General features: G+C 72.5%; 16 protein-coding genes. All 16 read left to right on the plus strand.

The features are described 5' to 3' along the window. Positions 1–114 precede the first annotated feature (114 nt). Positions 115–1,311, plus strand: a complete 1,197-nt coding sequence (locus ALLO2_RS13330; protein ID WP_232235084.1) for a hypothetical protein — start codon at positions 115–117, stop codon at positions 1,309–1,311. A 10-nt stretch (positions 1,312–1,321) separates the two neighbouring features. Then, positions 1,322–2,686 carry a Pup--protein ligase gene (pafA, locus tag ALLO2_RS13335; protein WP_011437009.1) on the plus strand — a complete coding sequence of 455 codons (1,365 nt, stop codon included), beginning with the start codon at positions 1,322–1,324 and terminating at the stop codon, positions 2,684–2,686. Positions 2,687–2,700: 14 nt separating this feature from the next. Beyond that, positions 2,701–3,390 carry an FKBP-type peptidyl-prolyl cis-trans isomerase gene (locus ALLO2_RS13340; RefSeq protein WP_035732414.1) on the plus strand — a complete coding sequence of 230 codons (690 nt, stop codon included), beginning with the start codon at positions 2,701–2,703 and terminating at the stop codon, positions 3,388–3,390. Between the two features lie 169 nt (positions 3,391–3,559). Further along, complete coding sequence (locus ALLO2_RS13345) at positions 3,560–4,561, plus strand: YafY family protein (RefSeq protein WP_232235085.1); 1,002 nt, start codon at positions 3,560–3,562, stop codon at positions 4,559–4,561. Between the two features lie 55 nt (positions 4,562–4,616). Continuing rightward, positions 4,617–5,594 carry a YafY family protein gene (locus ALLO2_RS13350; RefSeq protein ID WP_011437006.1) on the plus strand — a complete coding sequence of 326 codons (978 nt, stop codon included), beginning with the start codon at positions 4,617–4,619 and terminating at the stop codon, positions 5,592–5,594. A gap of 10 nt (positions 5,595–5,604) precedes the next feature. Next, complete coding sequence (locus ALLO2_RS13355; RefSeq protein WP_011437005.1) at positions 5,605–5,820, plus strand: hypothetical protein; 216 nt, start codon at positions 5,605–5,607, stop codon at positions 5,818–5,820. 337 nt (positions 5,821–6,157) lie between these two features. After that, positions 6,158–6,481, plus strand: a complete 324-nt coding sequence (tatA, locus tag ALLO2_RS13360) for a Sec-independent protein translocase subunit TatA (protein ID WP_011437004.1) — start codon at positions 6,158–6,160, stop codon at positions 6,479–6,481. Positions 6,482–6,557: 76 nt separating this feature from the next. Next, positions 6,558–7,688 (plus strand): twin-arginine translocase subunit TatC, encoded by a 1,131-nt coding sequence (gene tatC, locus ALLO2_RS13365; RefSeq protein WP_023841084.1) that lies wholly within the window; start codon positions 6,558–6,560, stop codon positions 7,686–7,688. An 82-nt stretch (positions 7,689–7,770) separates the two neighbouring features. Further along, on the plus strand, positions 7,771–10,815 hold the full coding sequence (locus ALLO2_RS13370) for an RNA helicase (protein ID WP_035732416.1): 3,045 nt from the start codon (positions 7,771–7,773) through the stop codon (positions 10,813–10,815). Positions 10,816–10,854: 39 nt separating this feature from the next. Further along, the gene (locus ALLO2_RS13375; protein ID WP_232235086.1) at positions 10,855–11,892 is read left to right on the plus strand and encodes a cobalamin biosynthesis protein; all 1,038 of its coding nucleotides are present in this window, start codon (positions 10,855–10,857) and stop codon (positions 11,890–11,892) included. Continuing rightward, complete coding sequence (locus ALLO2_RS13380) at positions 11,889–13,433, plus strand: cobyric acid synthase (protein WP_035732418.1); 1,545 nt, start codon at positions 11,889–11,891, stop codon at positions 13,431–13,433. The genes ALLO2_RS13375 and ALLO2_RS13380 overlap by 4 nt, the downstream gene beginning before the upstream one ends. 123 nt (positions 13,434–13,556) lie before the next feature. After that, positions 13,557–14,501: an ABC transporter ATP-binding protein gene (locus ALLO2_RS13385; protein ID WP_051875223.1), complete on the plus strand. Its 945-nt coding sequence runs from the start codon at positions 13,557–13,559 to the stop codon at positions 14,499–14,501. Further along, entirely contained in the window at positions 14,498–15,736 is a 1,239-nt protein-coding gene (locus tag ALLO2_RS13390) for an ABC transporter permease (protein WP_051875208.1), read from the plus strand. Before ALLO2_RS13385 ends, ALLO2_RS13390 begins: the two co-directional genes overlap by 4 nt. A 132-nt stretch (positions 15,737–15,868) precedes the next feature. Continuing rightward, entirely contained in the window at positions 15,869–16,810 is a 942-nt protein-coding gene (locus ALLO2_RS13395; RefSeq protein WP_011436997.1) for a ribose-phosphate pyrophosphokinase, read from the plus strand. A 266-nt stretch (positions 16,811–17,076) separates the two neighbouring features. Further along, a complete protein-coding gene (locus ALLO2_RS13400) occupies positions 17,077–17,532 on the plus strand; it encodes a helix-turn-helix transcriptional regulator (RefSeq protein WP_011436996.1) in 456 nt (151 codons plus the stop codon). After that, a partial coding sequence (locus tag ALLO2_RS13405) for a cation diffusion facilitator family transporter (protein ID WP_035732420.1) occupies positions 17,529–18,703 on the plus strand: 1,175 nt, incomplete at its 3' end. The genes ALLO2_RS13400 and ALLO2_RS13405, both read left to right, overlap by 4 nt.

The following is an 18,703-nucleotide window of genomic DNA, read 5'->3' on the forward strand; positions in this document are numbered from 1 at the left end:
TGTCGCCGGACGGAGGGAGGACGCGGTGAGGCAACCACTGCCGAGGGTGGCGGCGGCCTGGGAGGGCGCGGTGGACCCGGCGCACGTCGACCGGACCGTCGGAGTCCTCCTGTGGTGACCGGGGGACGGCATCGTGGCGGCGGCGAACATGATCCTCTTCCGGGGCAGCGCCCCGAGCCGGGACACTCGGCGCCGTCGCCCCCGCCGGCCTCGGGCGAGACCGGCCTGCCCGGCCTGCCCGGCCTGCCCGGCCCGGCCGATCCGGCCGGACGGGCGTGGGCCCGGTTCGGCGGCGTTGACGGGCTCGGCACGCACGGTGTCCGGCGGATCGCCGTCATCACCGTCGGCATGGCCCTGCTGATGGGCGTCCTGGTCTGGCTGTACGGAACGTCCGTCACCAGTCTGCGTCCCCGGGACCTGCCGATCCTCACCGTGGGCCCGGCACCCGCGGCGACCGCGCTCGCCGACCAGATCAGCCGGGTGGAGCCGGGCGCCCTCACGGTGCGCACGGTGCCGACGGTGGCCGCCGCCGACCGTGCGCTGCGCGAGCGTGACGCCTACGCCGCGATCGTCATCGGCGGCAACGGCCTGACCCTGCGGGTCGCCTCCGCGGCGAGTCCGGCGGTCACCGAGGCGCTGACCCGGGGCATCCGGGTGTTCATGCCAGGTCTGGAGATCCCGGTGGTCGACGTGGTGGCCAACGCGCCACGGGACCAGGCCGGCGGCGGGCTGGCGGCCGGTTACCTCCCGTTGACGCTGGTGATCACCGCGGCCGGCGTGCTGCTGGCACGGATGGTGGGGTCGCGGGTGATCCGGCTCGCCGGGCTCGCCGCGCTCGCGGTGCTCTCCGGCTTCGCCGGGGCCGTCGCGCTGCAGGGGGCGTTGGACGTCCTGCCCGGGGAGTTCCTGACGACGATGGCGGTCGTGACGTTGCTGGCGCTGGCCGTCGCCGGGCCGGTCCTGGGACTCGGGGCGGTCGCGGGCGTGCCGGGTCTCGTCGCCGCGGTGCTGGTTCTGGTCGCCGGTGCCGCTCTGTCGGCGGCGGCCTCCGCCCCGGAGATGCTGCCACGGCCCTGGGGCGACATCGGCCAGTTTGCGCCGCCGGGGGCGGGTGCCACGCTGCTGCGCTCGACGGCCTACTTCGACGGTGCCGGCGGTGGCCGTCCGGTACTGGTCCTCGCCGGCTGGTTCGTCGTCGGGCTGGGCCTGGCGGTTGTCGGTCGACCCGTCCGTCCGCAGGAGGGGCGAATCCGCATCAGGGTGACATCCGGCCCGAGCGTCCCGGCGCGCCGAGGCGGCATCCGAGCATAGGGTCACAGACGTGGACCGCCGCATCTTCGGACTGGAGAACGAGTACGGCGTCACCTGCGTGTTCCGGGGGCAGCGACGGCTGTCCCCGGACGAGGTGGCACGGTACCTGTTCCGTCGTGTCGTGTCATGGGGACGTAGCAGCAACGTGTTCCTCAAGAACGGCGCCCGTCTCTACCTGGATGTCGGTAGCCATCCGGAGTACGCCACCCCGGAATGCGACTCCGTGCCCGACCTGGTCACCCACGACAAGGCCGGGGAACGCATCCTCGAGGGCCTGCTCGTCGAGGCCGAACGACGGCTGCGCGAGGAGGGCATCGCCGGCGACATCCATCTGTTCAAGAACAACACCGACTCCGCCGGCAACAGCTACGGCTGTCACGAGAACTACCTCGTCGGTCGGCACGGCGAGTTCTCGAAGCTCGCGGACGTGCTGGTGCCGTTCCTGGTCAGCCGGCAGATCCTGTGCGGCGCGGGCAAGGTGCTGCAGACCCCGCGGGGCGCGGTGTACTGCATCTCCCAGCGCGCCGAGCACATCTGGGAGTCGGTGTCCTCGGCGACCACCCGGTCCCGGCCGATCATCAACACCCGTGACGAGCCGCACGCCGACGCCGAGCGGTTCCGGCGGCTGCACGTGATCGTCGGCGACTCGAACATGAGCGAGACGACCATGCTGCTCAAGCTCGGGGCGACCGACCTGGTGCTGCGCATGATCGAGGCCGGTGTGATGCTGCGGGACATGACCCTGGAGAACCCGATCCGGGCGATTCGCGAGGTCAGCCACGACATGACCTGCCAGCGCAGGATCAAGCTGGCCAACGGACGTGAGGTCAGCGCGCTGGACATCCAGTGGGAGTACCACTCCAAGGCGGTCGAGTTCGTGGAGCGCCGCGGCGGGGACGGGGACGAGGTCGCCAAGCGGGTGCTCGACCTGTGGGGCCGTACCCTGCTCGCGATCGAGACCGACGACCTCGAGCTCGTCGCCCGNGAGATCGACTGGGTGACGAAGTACGTGCTCATCGAGCGTTTCCGGCACAAGCACGGGCTGTCGCTGGCCTCGCCGCGGGTCGCCGAGCTCGACCTGAAATACCACGACATCCACCGCGACCGGGGCCTGTACTATCGGATGGAACGGGCTGGTCTGGTCGAGCGCGTCACCCGTGATCTCGACGTCTTCGAGGCCAAGTCACGCCCCCCGCAGACCACCCGCGCCCGGCTGCGCGGCGAGTTCATCAAGCGTGCCCAGGAGAAACGCCGGGACTTCACAGTCGACTGGGTCCACCTGAAGCTCAATGATCAGGCCCAGCGTACGGTCCTGTGCAAGGACCCGTTCCGTTCCGTTGATGATCGGGTCGACAAGCTCATCGCCAGTATGTGAGGACTCGAGCCCCTGTGATGTTCGTGCCGCGACGCGCCGGCGTCGTCCTGCCCTTCGCGTCAGCCCGTCCCGGCTCGCGTGGCAGCGGCCGTCGGCCGTCCGCCACCCGCCGGCACCCGCTCGCGGGTGCCGTGCTGCCCGCCGTGCTGCTCGCCCCGCTCCTGGTCGGCTGCGGCGCCTCCGACGCCCCCGACGGCACCAGGGCGGCGCCGGTGCCCTCCCGGACGGCCGTCGACGACACCTCCGGGCGGGTCCCCGCGGTCGCGGGTGCCACCGACCTGAGCCGCAAGCCGATCTCCGCGGCGGGCCGGGGGACGGCGCCGGCCACGTTGGTCACCACCGATCTCGTGACCGGTCACGGCGCGCTCGCCTCCGCCACCAGCACCGTCACCGTCCGGTACGTGGGCGTGCTCTGGCGCGACGGCAAGGAGTTCGACAGCAGCTGGGCGGGGGGCCAGCCGGCGACCTTCCCGCTGGACGGCACGATCGCCGGCTTCGGGCAGGGCATCGACGGGATGCGCGTCGGCGGCCGCCGCCAGATCATCATCCCGCCGGACCTCGGATATGGCCCGGTGGGGGGACGTCCGCCGACGATCCTCGCCGACGACACTCTGGTGTTCGTGGTGGACCTGATCGCGGTCGACGGCGCCACCTCGGGTGTTGGGGCCACGCCGGGTGTTGGGGCCGGCGCCGGCCAGCCGTAGCCCACGGGCCCTCACCCGGCCCGGCCGCGGGTGGCCCGGTGGGCCCGGTGCGACCGGTGGGCCAGCGGCGGTGATGGGGNGCTGCGTGCCCGGNGAACTCCGGCGGCTACCCTTTNCGGGNGTGTCCCGGCGACGGGTGGAGCGGCTCCTCAACCTGACGATGTGCCTGATGGCGACATCGCGTTTCCTCACCGTGTCCCAGATCGGCGAGCTGGTGGAGGGCTACGAGCCCGGGCGCACCGAGGAGGAGCAGGACGCCTTCCGGCGGATGTTCGAGCGGGACAAGGCGTATCTGCGGGAGATCGGCATCCCCTTGGAGACCGGCGCGGACTCGGCGTTCAGCAACGAGACCGGCTACCGCATCCGCCGCGGCGACTACGCGCTGCCCGACATCGCCCTGGAACCGGACGAGGCCGCGGCCCTGGCCGTCGCCGGCTCGCTGTGGTCGAGCACGGCGCTCGCCGGGCCGGCCGCCAGCGCCCTGCGCAAGCTCGCCGCGGGCGGGGCCGCGGTGAGCGGTGGCGGGCTCGGCGTGCTCGACGGCTTCGAACCGCGGGTCGATGCGACCGAGCCGGCCTTCGAGCAGTGCCTCGCGGCGGTCCAGGCCGGTCGGACCATCCGCTTCCCGTACCGGAAGGTCGGTGAGACGGACTCCGCCGACCGGCACGTCGAGCCCTGGGGGGTGCTGTCGTGGCGGGGGNGGNGGNACCTTGCCGGGCACGATCTGCACCNTGGCGCGGCCCGGGTGTTCCGGCTGTCCCGGTTCACCGGCCCGGTGCGCATGGTCGGACCGGCCGGCGCGGTCCAGGTCCCGCCAGGGGTCGATCTGCGGGCGATGGTCTCGGCGCAGGCCCCCCCGGACCGCTTCCGGACCGCCACGCTGGCGGTCCGCCGGGGCAGCGCGCACGCGCTGCGGCGGTACGCCCGCCCGTCGCCGGATACGAATCCACCGCCGGGCATGGATCTGCTGGAGATGGACTTCGCCGACACCGAACAGCTCGCCCGGTGGATCGTCGGATCGGGTCCGGACGTCGTCGTCGTCGACCCACCCGAGCTGCGCGCGGCTGTGGTCGGTCGGCTCCGGGCGGCCCTCGCGGGCACCGCCGCCCGCGACGTGGCGTCCCCACCTGCGGGGGTGCGCCGCGACGAACGTCCGGTGAGCGCCCGATGATCCGTCGGGCGGCGCCCGCCCCGGCTCATCGTCCACCGCCCGCCCCGGGCACGCGGTGAGCGCCGCCACCGACCGGCTGAGCCGGCTGCTCGCGCTCGTCCCCTGGTTGCGGGCGCATCCCGGGATCTCCCTGACCGAGGCGGCCGCGGCCTTCGGGATCACCCCCCGCCAGCTGCGCGACGACCTCGACCTGCTGTTCGTCTGCGGCCTGCCCGGCGGCGCGCCCGGGGACCTCATCGACCTGAGCTACTCCGGCGATCAGATCACCATCGTCGATCCGCAGACCCTCGACCGGCCGCTGCGGCTGTCGGTCGACGAGGCGACCGCCCTGATCGTCGCCGCCCGCGCGCTCGCCGACGTGCCCGGCCTCGCCGGCCGCGAGGCCCTGGATCGGGCGCTGGAGAAGCTGGAGGAGGCGGTCGGCACCGCCGGCACCGCCGCCGTCGGCCAGGTACGCGTCACCCTCGACGTCCACGACGAGGTCCTCGCGGTGGTGCAGCGGGCGCTGCGGGACCGCCGGCGGGTGCATCTGCGCTACCTGGTGTGGTCCCGCGACGAGCTGACCGAGCGCGAGGTCGACCCGATGCGGGTGCTGGTCCAGGACGGCCGCTGGTACCTGGAGGGATGGTGCCACCGGGCGGAGGCGGTGCGGCTGTTCCGGCTGGACCGCATCGACGGGCCGGGCGGGGTGACGATCCTCGACGCCCCGGCGGTTCCGCCGCCGGGCACGGTGTCCCGCGACACCAGGGAGGGGATCTACCGGCCCGGCCCGGCGGACGTGCGGGTCGTGCTGGAGCTGGCGTCCCCGGCCCGGTGGGTGGCCGACTACTACCCGGTCACCGGGATGCGCGAGCTGCCCGGTGGACGGCTCGAGGTCACGCTGTACGCCGGGGAGACCTTCTGGCTGCACCGGCTGGTCCTCGGCCTCGGGGCCGACGTGCGGGTGGTCGAGCCGCCGGCGCTCGCCGAGGAGGTGCACGCCTTGGCCCGCCGGGCCCTGCTCGCCTACGGGCTCACGCCGACCGCCGAGTAGGGTGATCGGTATGCTCTGGGCGCTCCTCTACCTCGTCCTCATCGTCGGCGCGCTTGCCCTGCTGGCGCTCAGTGCGTGGCGAGTGTGGCAGAAGATGCGCGCGGTGCGGGCCGTCACGACGGAGCTGTCCGCGCGGGTCTCGGTCCTGGCCTCGGACACCGCGGCGCTCGCGGCGCGGCTCGACCACGCCGAGGTCAGCGCGCGGCTCGCCGAACGCACGTCCTGACCGGCTCCTCGCCCGACCGGATCCGTGGTCCCCGTGTGGTCTGACGGGAGCGACCGTCGCGTGACGTCGATCGTGCCATACGACGTTGTGTCGCCACAATTTGGGACTTCCGGGTTGACGAGGTAGCGGTCGGTGATGATTTGGGTTTCCGGTGTCGTTGTGGACACGCTTTGCCCGCCGAGTGCTACGAGCTATCGTGCAGGCTGACTTCGTTGCGCATCCGTCATCTCCGGGATACCCGCACGCCGTCTATCCCCTCCTAGGCTGGCGGACGTAGCATCGATCGCACCGGTCGTCGGACCGGGCCCGGTACCGCGCTCATCGGAGGACGCCGACCATGCCAAACCTGGGCACCACCGAAATCATCATCATCGCCCTCGTCGTTCTGGTGCTATTCGGGTCGAAGAAGCTTCCCGACGCCGCGCGTTCCTTCGGTCGTTCGCTGCGCATCTTCAAGGCCGAGACGAAGGGCCTGCGCGAGGATGACCAGCCCGCGCCCGCGGCGCAGCCGGCCCCGTTGCCGATCGAGGCCCAGCCGCCGGTGGCCCAGCCGCAGGCCGTCGCGCCCGGTCAGGCCGTCGCGCCCGGTCAGGTCTCCGCCTCGTCCGTGAACGCCACCGCGTCCGTGAACGGCACCGCGTCGGCCGCCGACCGGGGCTGACCTCACGGCGGTCCCACGGCCTGTCGGGCGTCCGCCGGCGCCCCTTCCTCCTTCCTCTCGACCAGGAGCCGCCGACGTGCCAGGGTTGCCCACGCCGCGAAGGCTCGTCGCCTCGGTGAACTACCGCCGCACGCGCACTGTCGAGGACAGTCGCATGCCGCTCACCGAGCATCTGCGTGAGCTGCGCAACCGCGTCGCCATCGCGCTCCTCGCGTTCGCGATCGCCGGTGTCGTCTGTTTCATCTTCGAGCCGCGCATCTTCGACTGGCTCAAGGCGCCGTACTGCGACCTGCCGGCGAGCAAGCGGTTCAGCCCGGACGGCCTGGCGGCGAACGACTGCACCCTGTACTTCTTCGGCATCCTCGACGCGTTCACTATCCGCCTGAAGATCTCCATGATCGCCGCGGTGGTGGTCTCCTCGCCGGTGTGGCTGTACCAACTCTGGTCCTTCATCACCCCTGGTCTGCACCGTCATGAGCGGCGCTGGTCGTTGACCTTCGTCGGTGTCTCCCTCGTCCTGTTCGCCACCGGTGCGGTCTTCGCCTACCTGACGTTGTCGACCGGGCTGGGCCTGCTGCTCGGCTTCGGCGGCAACGGGCTGGTCAGCGTCCTGGACGGCAACCGGTACCTCAGCTACGTCCAGGCGATGCTGCTGATCTTCGGACTGTCGTTCGAGGTTCCGCTGCTCGTCATGATGCTGAATCTGGCCGGGATCGTCAGCACCGCCAAGCTGCGCTCCTGGCGGCGGCCCGAGATCTTCCTGGTGTTCGTGTTCGCCGCGGTCGTCACCCCCAGCCAGGACCCGTTCACCATGCTCGCGCTGGGCCTGCCCATGGTGCTCCTCTACGAGGTCGCGCTGATCATCGGCTGGCTGAACGACCGGCGGGTGGCCCGCCGCGGGGACACCTCCCCGTATGCCGACCTGGACGACGACGAGACCTCCCCGCTGGACTTCGACGACGCCCCGCCCCGCCCGGCGGCCTCCGCGGGCCCCGCGGCGACGGCCACGTCGCCCGGCACGGCGAACCCGCCCGGCACGGCGAACCCGGTCGGCACGGCGAACCCGGTCGGCACGGCGAACCCGGTCGGCACGGCGAACCCGGTCGGCACGGCGAACCCGGTCGGCACCGGGTCGTCAACACCCGTCGGCGCGGGGACGGCCCCCGTCTCCCCAAGCACCGACGTCACCCACGGCGACATCACCTGACGCTCGTAGGTTCTTCCCCGGCCGGTCGGGACCGGCATAAACCGGTCGGCTGCCGGCCGTCGCGTCCCGTAGGGTGGCTGATGTGTCCTCCACGCCCGAGATTCTTGTGGAGTTCGCCGCTGGCCTCCCCTTCGGACTCGACCCGTTCCAGTTCGAGGCGGTCGCGGCGCTGGCTGCCGGTGAAGGGGTGCTCGTCGCGGCCCCGACGGGAGCGGGTAAGACGGTTGTCGGCGAGTTCGCCGCCCATCTCGCCCTGCGCACCGGGACGCGTTGCTTCTACACGACGCCGATCAAGGCGCTGTCGAACCAGAAGTACGCCGATCTCGTCTCCCGCTACGGCGCCGTCTCGGTCGGCCTGCTGACCGGGGACACCTCCCGCAACGGCGACGCCCCGATCGTGGTGATGACCACCGAGGTCCTGCGCAACATGCTCTACGCCGGCCCGGTCGACAACGGCCGGCTGGACGACCTCGGCTATGTCGTCATGGACGAGGTGCACTACCTCGCCGACCGCCAGCGCGGCGCCGTGTGGGAGGAGGTCATCATCCATCTGCCGGCGCAGGTCCGGCTGGTCTCCCTGTCCGCGACGGTGAGCAACGCCGAGGAGTTCGCCGAGTGGCTGGTCACGGTGCGCGGCCATACCCGGGTCATCGTCAGCGATCACCGTCCCGTTCCGCTGTGGCAGCATGTGCTCGCTGACCGCACCCTGTACGACCTGTTCCTCGAGGACACTGCCGGCACCCCGCCGCCGGGCGGACCCGAGGCACTTCGTGCCACCCTGGACGGTGATCTCGTCCGGTCGAGGTGGAACGTCGGGGTCGAAGCCGGATTCGAGGTAGCCGGCACCCGGCGCGCCACCATCGGCGACCGGGACCGCGGCGGCGACCGGGACCGCGGACGGGGGCGGGGCGGCAACCGCAACGGCGAACGGGGCCGGGCCACCCAGGGTGGTCGCGGTGGCGACCGTGGCCGCAATGGGGGTGCCGGCCAGGCGCCCGTGGCAGCCATCCCCGCGGCCCGTGGTGGTCCGACGGCGGTCGGTGGACGAGTGGTGAACCCGGACCTGCTGCGGCTGGCCCGCGAGGAGAGCCGGGCGCTGTCGGGGGGCTCNCCCGCGGTCGGCCGCGGTCGGCCGGCGCCCGGCGCGCGCCGGCGGACGTGGGTGCCGGGCCGGCCGGAGGTCGTCGAACGGCTCGACCGCGACGGCCTGCTCCCGGCGATCGTCTTCGTGTTCAGCCGGGCCGGCTGCGATGCGGCGGTCACCTCCTGCGTGCGTGCGGGTCTGCGGCTCGTCGGCCCCGCGGAGCAGCAGCGGATCCGGACCCTGGTCCGGGAACGCACCGCCGGGATCCCCGAGACCGACCTCGCCGTGCTCGGCTACTGGGCGTGGCTGGAGGGGCTGGAACGCGGCATCGCATCCCACCACGCCGGCATGCTGCCAACCTTCAAGGAGATCGTCGAGGAGCTGTTCGTCCAGGGGCTGGTCCGGGTGGTCTTCGCCACGGAGACCCTGGCGCTCGGCATCAACATGCCCGCCCGTACCGTCGTGCTGGAGCGGCTGACGAAGTTCAACGGCGAGAGCCGCGTGGACATCACCCCGGGGGAGTACACCCAGCTGACGGGCCGCGCCGGGCGGCGCGGCATCGACGTGGAGGGCCACGCGGTCGTCCTGTGGCAGCCGGGGCTGGATCCGCTCGCGCTCGCGGGGCTGGCCTCCACGCGGACCTATCCGCTGCGCTCGTCGTTCCGGCCGTCGTACAACATGGCCGTCAACCTGGTCGGCAGGCTCGGGCGGGAGCGGGCACGCACCGTGCTGGAGTCGTCGTTCGCGCAGTTCCAGGCCGACCGGGCCGTGGTGGGCCTGGCCCGGGCGGTGCAGCGCAACACCGAGGCGATCGACGCGAAGCGTGAGGCGTTGAGCTGCGACAAGGGTGACATCGGCGAGTACGACCGGTTGCGCCGGGAGATCGCTGAGCGGGAGGCCGCGCTGTCGCGGGAGGGTTCGGCGCGCCGGCGGGCCGAATCCGCGGCGGCGCTCGCCCGGCTGCGGACCGGGGACATCGTGCGGGTGCCCGCCGGGCGGCGCAGTGGGCTCGCTGTCGTGCTCGACGCCGACGCCGCCGCGAATGCCGCCGACGGCCCGCGGCCGGTGGTGCTCACCGCGGACAGGCAGGTTCGCAGGCTGTCCCTGACCGACTTCCCGATCGCCGTCGAACCGCTCGGCCGGGTCCGGGTGCCGCGGTCGTTCANCCCGCGCTCGCCGCAGTCACGCCGGGATCTGGCCTCCTCCCTGCGCGCCGCCGACGTCAACCCCGATGCCCCTCCGGGCCGGCGGGCCAGGGTCCGTTCGGCCGCGGCGGACGACGCCGAGCTCGCCCGGCTGCGCCGGGCCCTGCGCGCCCATCCGGTGCACGACTGTCCGCGCCGCGAGGAGCACCTGCGCTCCGCCGAGCAGGTCAACCGGCTGGTCAAGGAGACCGCCACGATCTCACGGAAGGTGGAGGGCCGGACGAACACGGTCGCGAAGACGTTCGACCGGGTCCGCGCCGCGCTCGAGGACCTCGGCTACCTGGACGGGGACCGCGTCACCGCCGCCGGGCGGGTGCTCGCGCGCATCTACTCGGAGCAGGACCTGCTCGTCGCCGAATGCCTGCGCGCCGGCATCTGGGACGATCTCNCCCCGCCGGCGCTGGCCGCCGCCGTGTCCACGCTGGTGTTCGAGCCGCGCGGTGACGACGCCGGCGTCCCGGCGCTGCCGGGCGGCGCGGCGCTACGCGACTGCCTCGCCGAGATGGTCCGGCTGTCGGAGCGGCTCGCCGAGGCCGAGCAGGCCCACCGGCTCGCGTTCCTGCGCCCGCCCGAGCTCGGATTCGTCGCCGTCGCGCACGACTGGGCCGCGGGCCGCACGTTGGAACGGGTGCTGACCGACAGTTCCGTGGAACTGACCGCCGGCGATTTCGTTCGGTGGATGCGCCAGCTCATCGACATCCTTGACCAGATCGCGCAGGTCGCTCCGATGGTGCAGGCGGACCCGGGAACGCCGGACGGCGCGCGGGTGCGCCGGACCGCCCGGGCGGCGATGGACGCCGTCCGTCGCGGGGTCGTCGCGTACGCGATGAGCGTCTGAGCCGTGGTCCCTTCCCGTGCCGTGGTCCCTTCCCGTGCCGTGCGCGCGTTCGGTCTGGTCCTCGGTGCCGTGCTGGACGGGCTGCTCGCCGACCCGGCGCGGCTGCATCCGGTCGCCGGGTTCGGGCGGGCCGCGTCCCGGCTGGAGAACCGGCTCTACCGGGACGGCCGGGCGCCCGGAGCGCTGCACACCGCGGTGCTGCTAGCCGCGGTCGCCGTGCCCGCCGTCGCTGCTGAACGCGCTGCTGAACGCGCTGCTGAACGCGCCGCTGAACGCGCCGTCGCGCTCACGGCGGTGGTCACGTGGACCGTCCTCGGTGGCGCCTCGCTGCGCCGTCAGGGCCGACGCCTCGGCGAGGAGCTGCGCGCCGACGATCTCGCCGCGGCCCGGGAACGGCTCCCGGCGCTGTGCGGACGCGATCCGGCGTCGCTGGACGCCGCCGGGATCGCCCGCGGCGCGATCGAGTCCATCGCCGAGAACACCTCCGACGCGCTGGTCGCCCCGCTGTGGTGGGGGGCGCTCGCCGGCCTGCCCGGCCTGGTCACCTACCGGGCGATCAACACCCTTGACGCGATGATCGGACACCACAGCCCCCGGTACGAACGCTTCGGCTGGGCGGCGGCGCGCCTCGACGATCTGGCGAACCTACTCCCGGCGCGGATGTGCGCGCTGGTGACCTGCGCGTGCGCCCCGGTCGTCGGCGGTTCGGCGGTCGACGCGTACTGGGTCATGCGCCGGGACGGCCGGTCGCATCCNAGCCCCAACGCCGGGATGGTGGAGGCCGCGTTCGCCGGGGCGCTGGGGCTGCGGCTCGGGGGAGAGCTGCGCTACCCCTACCGCGTCGAGCACCGGCCGGAGCTCGGGTTCGGCCGGCGGCCGCAGGGCGCGGACGTCGCAGCCGCGGCCCGGTTGTCCGCGGCGGTGAGCGTGGTCTGTGTCGCGCTGACGGCGGCGGCGGCTCCGGTGGCGCGGCTGGTCACCTCCGCCCTGACCGCGCGCCTCGGCCTCGGTACCGGATCCGGACGCGCTGGCTCCGGGGGCTCTGGTGGGCCCGGGAGAAGAGAGCGCCGCCGGTGAGCGGGGGACTGCTGGTCGCCGGGACCGCGTCGGATGCCGGCAAGAGCGTGCTGACCGCGGGGATCTGCCGGTGGCTGGCGCGGGAGGGGGTGCGGGTCGCCCCGTTCAAGGCGCAGAACATGGCGTTGAACTNGGCGGTCACCGCCGATGGTGCGGAGATCGGCCGGGCCCAGGCGATGCAGGCGGCGGCGGCCGGTGTCGAACCGGAGGCGGCGATGAACCCGGTGCTGCTCAAACCGGGGGGCCAGCGGCACAGCCAGCTCGTTGTGCTGGGCCGCCCGGTCGCCGAGGTCGACGCGCTCGGCTACCGCCCGTACAAGGAACGGCTGGCCGCGATTGTCCTGGAGTGCCTGGACGACCTGCGCGGCCGGTTCGACGCGGTGATCTGCGAGGGGGCCGGTTCTCCGGCGGAGATCAACCTGCGTTCGACCGACATCGCCAACATGGGCCTGGCGCGCGCCGCGAACCTGCCGGTGATCGTGGTCGGCGACATCGACAAGGGCGGGGTCTTCGCCGCCCTGTTCGGCACGCTGGCCCTGCTCGATGCGGCCGACCAGGCGTTGGTTGCCGGCTGGGTGATCAATCGGTTCCGTGGCGACGCCCGACTGCTCGAACCCGGACTNCGCCAGATCGAACGGCTCACCGGCCGGCCGGTGCACGGCGTCGTCCCCTGGAAGGCGGGGTTGTGGCTGGACGTCGAGGACTCCCTCGACCTCGCTGCCTTCCCCGACGCCGAGCCCTGTCCCGACGCCGAGCCCTGTCCCGAGGCGCGGCCTGCCTCGCACGGCGGTCGGCGGGAGGTGCTGCGGGTCGCCGTCATCCGGCTGCCCCGGCTGTCGAACGTGACCGACATCGACGCGTTGCGCGTCGAGCCCGGGGTCGCGGTGCGCCTGGCCACCCGACCGGACGAGCTCGCCGACGCCGACCTCGTGATCCTGCCGGGCACCCGTTCCACCGTCGAGGACCTGCGCTGGCTGCGTCGCCGTGGTCTCGCCGCGGCCCTCGCCGAACGCGCCGCCGCGGCCCGTCCGGTGCTGGGTATCTGTGGCGGCTACCAGATCCTCGGCCGTCGCATCCGTGACGACGTCGAATCGGGTGCGGGCGAGGTCGATGGTCTCGGCCTGCTCCCGGTCATCACCACGTTCGACCCGGTGAAGCTGCTCGGTCGGCGCGCGGCCACCGATGCCGCCGGCCGACCGCTGACCGGCTACGAGATCCGGCACGGGCGGCTGACCGTCGAGGAGCATCCGGACAGCGCGCCGTTCGCCGCGGACGGGGTGCGCGTCGGCGCGGTCGCCGGCACGAGCTGGCACGGGGTGCTGGAGAACGACGCGTTCCGCCGCGCCTATCTCGCCGACGTGGCCACGGCCGCGGGGCGTTCGTTCGTCCCGGCGTTCACGTGCTTCGCCGATGCTCGGCAGCGCCGCCTCGACGCCCTCGGTGACCTCGTCGCCGACCATCTCGACACAGGCGCCCTGCGCCGCCTGCTCGCCGAGGGCACACCCGCCGGCCTGCCGTTCGTCCCCCCCGGCGCATCCTGATAATCAACGGTGTTGACATCGTCGCACCACGCAAAATTGATCATGAAAACCACCGCGAATAGCATCTGGGTGGCAGAGGCAGGGGTTGACCGTTACCTGGAACGCCGTGGAAAGCTGGTGCAGGTGGGCGATGGACGGCTCGAAATCGACGGGGTGTCGAAACGGTACGGCGACGTCGTCGCGTTGGAGTCGATGACGTTCGAGGTGCGGGCCGGCGAGCTGTTCGGGTTCGTCGGCAGCAACGGTGCCGGGAAGACGACGACGATGCGTATCGCCCTCGGGGTGCTCGCGGCGGATTCCGGGGTCGTGCGTTATGACGGCGTTCCGCTGACGTTACGCACCCGCCGCCGGATCGGCTACATGCCGGAGGAACGCGGTCTGTATCCGCGGATGCGGGTGGGTGAGCAGCTCGTCTACCTCGCGCAACTGCACGGAATGGGGCTGGCGGCAGCCCGTCGGGCAGTGGCGCGGTGGACCGAGCGGCTGGGGGTGTCCAGCCGCTTGGACGACGAGGTGCAGAAGCTCAGCCTCGGGAACCAGCAGCGGGTGCAGCTGGCCGCCGCGCTCGTGCACGATCCGGTCGTCCTGATACTCGACGAGTCGTTCTCCGGATTGGACCCGGTGGCCGTCGACGTGATGAGCGAGGTGCTGCGGGAGCGTCGCGCCGCCGGGGTTCCGGTGATGTTCTCCAGCCATCAGCTCGATCTCGTCGAGCGGTTGTGCGACCGGGTCGGGATCGTGCGGGCGGGCCGGATGGTCGCCTGCGGTTCGGTTGACGAGTTGCGCGCGGGTGGTGATCTGCAGGTGGTGGTGGACGCGCCGGCGGCGCCGCCGGGCTGGGCCGACGGGATACCGGGGGTCGTCGTGCGTCACCGGGACGGGCCGCGGACGGTGCTGGGCCTCACCGCGGGCGCCGACGACCAGGCGGTACTGCGCGCGGCGCTGGCCACGGGCCCGGTGCGGGAGTTCCGTCGTCGCCGGCCGTCGTTGACCGAGCTGTTCCGTAACGTCGTCGTGCAGGCTGGGCAGCAGCCGGGGAGTGGGGCGTTCCCGGAGAACGCGGCGTGAGCGTGCGGGGGCTGGATGGCGCGGCGCAGGGGTCGGGCCGGGTGATCCGGCTGATCGCCCGGCGGGAGATCGTGACCAGGACCAGGTCGCGGGCCTTCCGGATCACCACGGGGCTGTTCGTCCTCGGGATCGGCGCCATGGTGCTGCTGACGTCCCTGACCGGCGGCTCGTCGGCGAGCCGGATCGCGTTTACCGCGGTCGACTTCCGGCAGGCGGCGACGGTCGAGGCTGCGGCCCGGTCGCTGGGCGAGAACGTCGAGGTCCGTGCGGTGGCGGATCGGGCGGTCGGCGAGCGGGCCGTGCTCGACGGTGACGTCGACGCGTTCGTCCGCGTGGTTGCGACCCCTGGCGCGGCGGGGAACGCCGTCTACCGGGTGGTCGTCAAGAAGGAGCTCGGCGACCGGCTGACGTCGGTGTTGAGCCTCGCCGCCCGGCAGGTCGCGCTCGAGCGCCAGGTCGTGGGGCTCGGTGGTGATCCGGCCGTCGTGGGGCGAGCCGTGTCCGCGGCCACGGTCCAGGTCAGCGCCCTGCGGCCGGCCTCGGAACGGGACGGGGCCCGGTTGCTGCTCGGCCTGCTCTCCGGCGGGCTGATCTACCTGTCTCTGCTGATCTTCGGCCCGGCCGTGGCGCAGGGGGTGATCGAGGAGAAGAGCAGCCGGGTGGTGGAGCTGCTGCTGGCGACCGTGCGTCCGTGGCAGCTGATGGCCGGCAAGGTCATCGGGATCGGCGCCGTGGCTCTCGGTCAGTTGACGCTGATCGGGGTGGTCGGCGTGTCGTTGGGCCTGACCACCGGGCAGCTCGACATTCCGGCCGGGATCGCGATCGGGTCGGTCGCGCTGGCGCTGCTGTGGTATCTGCTCGGGTTTGCCGTGTACGCGCTGCTGTTCGCGGCCGCCGGGGCACTGGTGTCTCGGCAGGAGGACGCCGGCGGGGTCACGGCACCGATGATCTTGCTGATCGTTGTCCCGTACGTGCTGGGCATCTCGGTGCTGCCGGGGTCGCCGGACAGCGGCCTCATCCTGGCGCTGGCGATGATTCCGCTGTTCGCGCCGGTCCTGATGCCGATGGTGATCGGGATCGGCAGCGTGGCGGGGNGGCAGGTGGTGGTCGCGATGGCGCTGACGCTCGCGCTGATCGGGGCACTGGTCTGGCTGGCCGGGCGGGTGTACGGCAATGCGGTGAAGCGTGGCGGGACTCGGGNGTCGATCCGGGAGGCGCTAGGGACCTCGGCATGACTCGGCCTCTGGTCGATACCATCCGGGACGGGCGGGTCCATCGGACGTCGACCGGGGACACCGAGGCCCGGGACACCGAGGCCCGGGACACCGAGGCCCGGGACACCGAGACCGGGGAACGAGGAGCGGTTCGTGCGAGACATCGCCGTCTTCAGCGGCAGTGCCCATCCGAGTCTCGCCGAGGAGATCTGCACACACCTTGACGTGCCGCTGCATCGGGTGCGGGTGCAGCGTTTTGCCAACGACTGCCTGGAGGTCCAGCTTCCCGCGAACTGCCGGGAACGCGACGTGTTCCTCATCCAGCCGCTGGTCGCACCGGTGCAGGAGAACCTCGTCGAGCTGCTGCTGATGCTGGACGCGGCGCGCGGGGCGTCGGCGGCGCGCACGACGGTCGTGCTGCCGCACTATGCCTATGCCCGCTCGGACAAGAAGGACGCGCCGCGGATCTCGATCGGCGGGCGGCTGGTCGCGGACCTGCTCGTCACCGCGGGNGCGAACCGCGTCCTCGCCATGACCCTGCACTCGCCGCAGGTCCATGGTTTCTTCAGCGTGCCGGTGGATCATCTGCATGCGTTGCGGGAACTTGCCGCGCACTTCCGTCACTACGAGCTGTCGAACACGACGGTGGTCTCCCCGGACCTCGGCAACGCCAAGGAGGCGGCGGCGTTCGCCCGGATGCTCGGGGTGCGGGTGGCGGCGGGGGCCAAGCAGCGTTTCGCCGACGACCGGGTCAGCATCAGCACGGTCATCGGTGACGTGGCTGGCCGGGACGTCATCGTGCTCGACGACGAGATCGCCAAGGGTAGCACCGTGCTCGAGCTGCTTGAGCGGCTGCGTGAGCTGAACGTGCGGTCGGTGCGGGTGGCGTGTACGCACGGGCTGTTTGCGGCGGGTGCGCTTAAGCGCATCGGCGACCAGCCCGAGGTCGCCGAGATCGTGTGCACGAACACGGTGCCAATTCCGGCGGGGGACCGAGTGCCGAAGCTGAAGATTCTCACGGTCGCCCCGGCGCTCGCCGAGGCCATCCGCCGCATCCACAACGGCGAGTCCGTCAGCGCTCTCTTCGACGCCTGACCGTCGCGCCGACTTGGCCCGGGTCTCGGACACAGGGGTCCGCCTGATCGCGCGGCGGCCACGTTATGGGGAGCAGGGCACGGTCCAGGCCCGCAGACCATCCTCAGGTCCCCCAAATTCGCCGACCGAAGCACACGTACCCGGAGAAGTTCGCGCACTCGGCCCGGGAGGTCGGTGGCGCGACGGATTCCTGTCGCCGTCCGACGGGGCGGTAGCCGGTTCCGTTCAGCGTTGGCTGACGTCAGGACCGGCTGTACCGTTGAAGCATGGTGAAGGTTGCCTCGCATGCCGAGGTGCTCGCCCGATTCGGGCACGCGCTGTCCGACCCGACGCGGGCCAGATTGCTGCTGGTACTGCGGGAGGGCGCGGCCTACCCCTCGGATCTTGCGGAGATCCTCGGGGTGGGGCGCACGAATCTGTCCAATCATCTGGCCTGTCTGCGTGGCTGCGGATTGGTCGTCGCCACGCCGGAGGGTCGCCGGCAGCGCTACGAGCTCGCCGATGACAAGCTCCGCCATGCCCTGGACGATCTTCTCGGCGTCGTCCTGGCCGTCGACACCGACCACATCCACCCGAACGTCACCGCCCCCGTCGCGGCTGCCGCGCCGGGGAGCCTCGGCGGGGCCCGCGGTGGGGTCTTTGGCGAGGCCGGTGGTGCTGATGACGTCGGCTCCGGGGGCGCCGCCGACCGTGCCGCCCTGGCCGGTGCGTGCGACGCATGACCAGCACCGGCACCTTCGGTGACCAGGGCGCCGGCCACGATGATCGTCGTGGCCGGGATCACGGCCACGGCCACGGTCACGGCCACAGCCACGGTCATGGTCATGGTCATGGTCATGGTGTTTCCGAGACGCCCGGGAGTGCCGGCCAACGGCGCCGGCTGCTGCTGGCGACCGCATTGAACATCGCCATCGTGATCGGGCAGGCGGCGGCGGGGCTCGCGGTCGGTTCGGTCGGTCTGCTCGCCGACGCCGGGCACAACCTGACCGACACTGCCGGCGTGGTGCTCGCGCTCGTCGCGGTGGCACTGTCCCGGCGGCCGCCGTCGGCGAGCCGCACCTTCGGCGGGGTGCGTTGGCCGGTGCTTGCCGCGCAGGCCAACGCCGCCGCCGTGCTGGTCGTGACGGCGCTGCTGGCGGTGGAGTCCCTGCGGCGCCTCGGTTCGACCGGTTTCGTGGATGGGGGAGTGGTGGTCGCCGTCGCGTTGGCCGCCGCCGTTGTCAACGGGGTCAGCGCGTGGGTGGTCCACGGCGGCGATGGTGATCTCAACACCCGGGCCGCGGTGCTGCACCTCGCCGGGGACGCCGCGGTATCGTTGGCGGTCGCCGCCGCCGGCGGGGCCATCTGGCTGGTCGGTGGCTGGTACTGGCTGGATCCGCTGGTCTCGCTGGTGATCGCGCTGCTCATCGCCGTCCAGGGGGCGCGGCTGCTGGCGAGTGCCTCACGGGTGCTGCTGGAGGCAACCCCGGCGAGCCTGGACGTCGCGGCGGTGCGTGCCGACATCCTGCGCGACCCTCATGTCCTCGACGTGCATGACCTGCACGTCTGGAGCCTGTCCGACCGACTCCTCGCCGCGTCGGTGCATCTGGAGCTCGGCCATCTCGACAGTGCCCACGGCGACGGGGGCCATCCCAGCCTGGCGCAGGCCCGATCGGTGTCCGATGCGATCAAGGCGATGCTCGCCGCGCGGCACGGCATCACTCACGCGACCATCGAGGCCGAGTGCGAGCCGTGTACCCCGCCGCATGACGACCCGTGCGGTGTCACCCGTGGGCTGGTCCGCCGCGACGGGGACCGGCAGACCGGGCGGCGGCGGCACCCTCGGGAACAGCGGCACCCTCGGGAACAGCGGCACCCTCGGGAACAGCGGCACCCTCGGGAACAGCGGCACCC

Source organism: Frankia sp. Allo2 (assembly GCF_000733325.1).
GTDB classification, from domain to species: domain Bacteria; phylum Actinomycetota; class Actinomycetes; order Frankiales; family Frankiaceae; genus Frankia; species Frankia casuarinae.